This is a genomic window from Burkholderia sp. E168m23 (assembly GCF_016586125.1).
In the GTDB taxonomy this organism is placed as follows: Bacteria; Pseudomonadota; Gammaproteobacteria; order Burkholderiales; family Burkholderiaceae; genus Burkholderia; species Burkholderia orbicola.
The window spans coordinates 1-3,029 of the sequence record NZ_BCPP01000878.1; the positions used below are offsets into that span (position 1 = coordinate 1).

Sequence of the window (3,029 nt, forward strand, 5' to 3'; positions counted from 1 at the left end):
ACTGCTCCATGAAACCCGCTGGATCGGCGCGCCGGCGCTGTGGGTGTCGCTCGTGTGGGGCGTCGTGTTCCTGTCGGGCGGCGCGGTCACGATGCTGATGTGGATGTTGCGGCGCGGCAATGCGGCGCGCGCGACGTCGCTGCTGTTCCTCGCGCCGCCGCTGGCCGCGCTGCAGGGTTACGGTCTGTTCGGCGAAACGCTCGCGCCGATCCAGCTCGCGGGCTTCGCGCTCGCGCTGGTGGGCGTCGTGCTCGCACGGCGCTGACGCGAGCCAGCGGGCACCCTCCGCCCGGCATCCTGCACCCGCCCGGCGCACCACGCACCACGGCGATGCGCCGCGTCTCGTCGATGCAACGCGACGCCGCCGGAAACGCAGGTCCGGCGCGGCGGCACGCCGCGATTGCGCTTATGATGAGCGCCTTGCAATTCGTTCCGGATCTTCCCTCATGACCTCCGCCGATTACGCCAGCCGCCAACGCGCGATCATTGCCGAACTGAACGTCGCCCCGCACTTCGACGCCGAGGCCGAAATCGCCCGCCGCATCGATTTCCTCGCGCAGTACCTTCGTTCGACCGGCCTGCGGACCTACGTGCTCGGCATCAGCGGCGGCGTCGATTCGTCGACGGCCGGCCGGCTCGCGCAACTGTCGGTCGAGCGCCTGCGCGCCGACGGCTACGACGCGCGCTTCATCGCGATGCGCTTGCCGAACGGCGTGCAGAACGACGAAGAGGATGCGCAGCGCGCGCTGGCATTCGTGCGCGCGGACGAGGTATTGACGGTCGACGTGAAGCCGGCCGCCGATGCGATGCTCCGTTCGCTGGTCGCGTCCGGCCACGCGTTCGAAACGCCTGCGCAGCAGGATTTCGTGCACGGCAACATCAAGGCGCGCGAGCGCATGATCGCGCAGTACGCGGTGGCCGGCGCACGGCGCGGCATCGTGATCGGCACCGATCACGCGGCCGAATCGCTGATGGGTTTCTTCACGAAGTTCGGCGATGGCGGCGCGGACATCCTGCCGCTCGCGGGCCTGAGCAAGCGGCGCGTGCGCGGAGTGGCGCGCGCGCTCGGCGGCGAGGAGCTGATCGTGATGAAGGTGCCGACGGCCGACCTCGAGGAGCTGCGCCCGCTGCGCCCCGACGAGCACGCGTACGGCGTGACCTACGACGAGATCGACGATTTCCTCGAAGGCAAGCCGGTTGCCGATCGTGTGTATGAAACGGTGCTGCGCTTCTACGACGGCTCGCGCCACAAGCGCGCGCTGCCGTACACGATGTTCGACTGGCCGGCCGCATAAGCCGGCCGCCCCACGACTGACATACCGCCGCGCGCCCCCTCCCGGCTGCGCGCGGCGTCCGCTCGACGGGCAACGCTACGCGTTCCCGCCCGTCTTCTTCGCCTGCAGCGCACGAATGCGCATCCGCGCGCCCGTATCGCTGACCGTCGCGTCGTACATCGTCGCGAGATCGCGCTTGAGCGCGGTGCGCGAGCCGCCGTCGAGATACACCATGTGCCCCGACGGATAGAACCGCGCGGACAGGTTCTGCCGCACCTTCTGGTCCTCCAGCGGCATCTGCTGCAGATCGATCACGGTCTGGTAGAACGGCGTCACGAAATCGTAGAAGCCGTTCGCGGACAGCACCTTCAGGTCGACGTTCAGCGCCATCACCGCGGCGAGGTCGCCGGCCGTGTAGAGGATCACGTTCCCCTGCGCGTCGATGCCCTGCTGCGCGCCGGTCGGGTCGATGTGGCTGAAATCCCAGTTCTTGAAGGCCTGATCGTTCAGGTCCGTGAACGCGGAGTTCGACGTGAACTTCAACTGCTCGTTCAGATAGCTGTTCCACATCGCCGTATAGACGCCCGTCACGGCCGTCATCGTCGGATCGTTGCCGCCCGAATTCGGATCGATCTTGCCGGCGATACCCGACGAAATCCCGGTCACGCGGCCGTCGTACGAACCGAGCGCGAGCCCCTGCGCATGCAGCAGCGTCGTCAGGAACAGCGAATTGCCGCGCGTGTCGTAGCCCGCGATATCGAGCCCCCACGATTGCAGCGTCGCCGTATCGATGCCCGTGTATGCGGACAGTTTCTGCACGGTGGCCGGGTTCGCATGCGGCACCGCGCGCAGCGCGGTCAGATAGTCGGTGCGCGCGAACTGCGCGACTTCCTCGACGAACGCGCCGAGATCGGCCGGCGCCGGCTTGATACCGAGTTTCTTGTGATACCACGCGTCGGCCGCGGCGGTCGGCAGCGTGCCGACCGGGTTGCCGGCCTGCCGGTAATCGAGGATCGACGACTGCAGCGTGACGCCGTTCAGGTCGACGCCGTCCTCGTGCAGCTTGTACGCGAGCACGCAGCTGCGCGCGGTGCCGTACGATTCGCCGAACAGGTATTTCGGCGAATTCCAGCGGTTGTTCTTCGTCAGGTAGCGCTTGATGAACTGCTTCAGCGAATCCGCATCCTGGTCGACGCCCCAGAAGTCGCGGTTCTTGTTCGGCGCGACGGCCGCCGAATAGCCGGTGCCGACCGGGTTGATGAACACCAGGTCGCTGTGATCGATCATGCTGTCCGGGTTGTCTTCGATCTGGTACGGCGCGGGCGGCGTGAACCCCGGCATCGACGTCTTGATGCGCTTCGGCGCGAACGAGCCGAGCAGCACGAACACCGACGACGAACCGGGCCCGCCGTTATAGAAGAACGTCACGGGCCGCGTTTCCTCCTTCGCGCCGTCGGCCGTGAACGCGACGTAGAAAATCTTCGCGGCCGGCTGCGAACTGCTCGGATCGACGGTCACGAGGTGGCCGACCGTCGCCGTGTACGCGATCCGCTTCCCGTCGATCAGGATCGTGTGGTGCGTGATCGCGGCCGCCTCGGTCGTGTCGGTCACCGAGTCGTCGGGGCCGTTGCCGTACGCGACCGGATCGAAGAACGGCTGGTCGCGGCCGTGGCTCAGCGCGACCGGGTTGATGGTCGGCGGCACGCCATGCGAATTGTGGTCGCCGTGATGCAGCGGATACACGCCGCCGGAAGA

General features: G+C 67.4%; 3 protein-coding genes. 2 read left to right on the top strand and 1 reads right to left on the bottom strand.

Features of this window, described 5'->3' with window-relative positions; translation table 11 throughout:
- Together JMF90_RS31230 and nadE are read left to right on the top strand one after the other, a co-directional pair.
- On the top strand, positions 1–265 hold a 265-nt coding region (locus tag JMF90_RS31230; protein WP_201325884.1), incomplete at its 5' end, for a DMT family transporter.
- 181 nt (positions 266–446) lie between these two features.
- Positions 447–1,295 carry an ammonia-dependent NAD(+) synthetase gene (gene nadE / locus JMF90_RS31235; protein ID WP_011546918.1) on the top strand — a complete coding sequence of 283 codons (849 nt, stop codon included), beginning with the start codon at positions 447–449 and terminating at the stop codon, positions 1,293–1,295.
- A 75-nt stretch (positions 1,296–1,370) separates the two neighbouring features.
- Here the strand turns inward: nadE and JMF90_RS31240 are convergent.
- A partial coding sequence (locus JMF90_RS31240) for a S10 family peptidase (protein WP_201325885.1) occupies positions 1,371–3,029 on the bottom strand: 1,659 nt, incomplete at its 5' end.

What these genes read in the sequence shown, in the direction of transcription:
- nadE (WP_011546918.1), top strand. Translation starts at nt 447, where the DNA reads ATGACCTCCGCCGATTACGCCAGCCGCCAACGCGCGATCATTGCCGAA.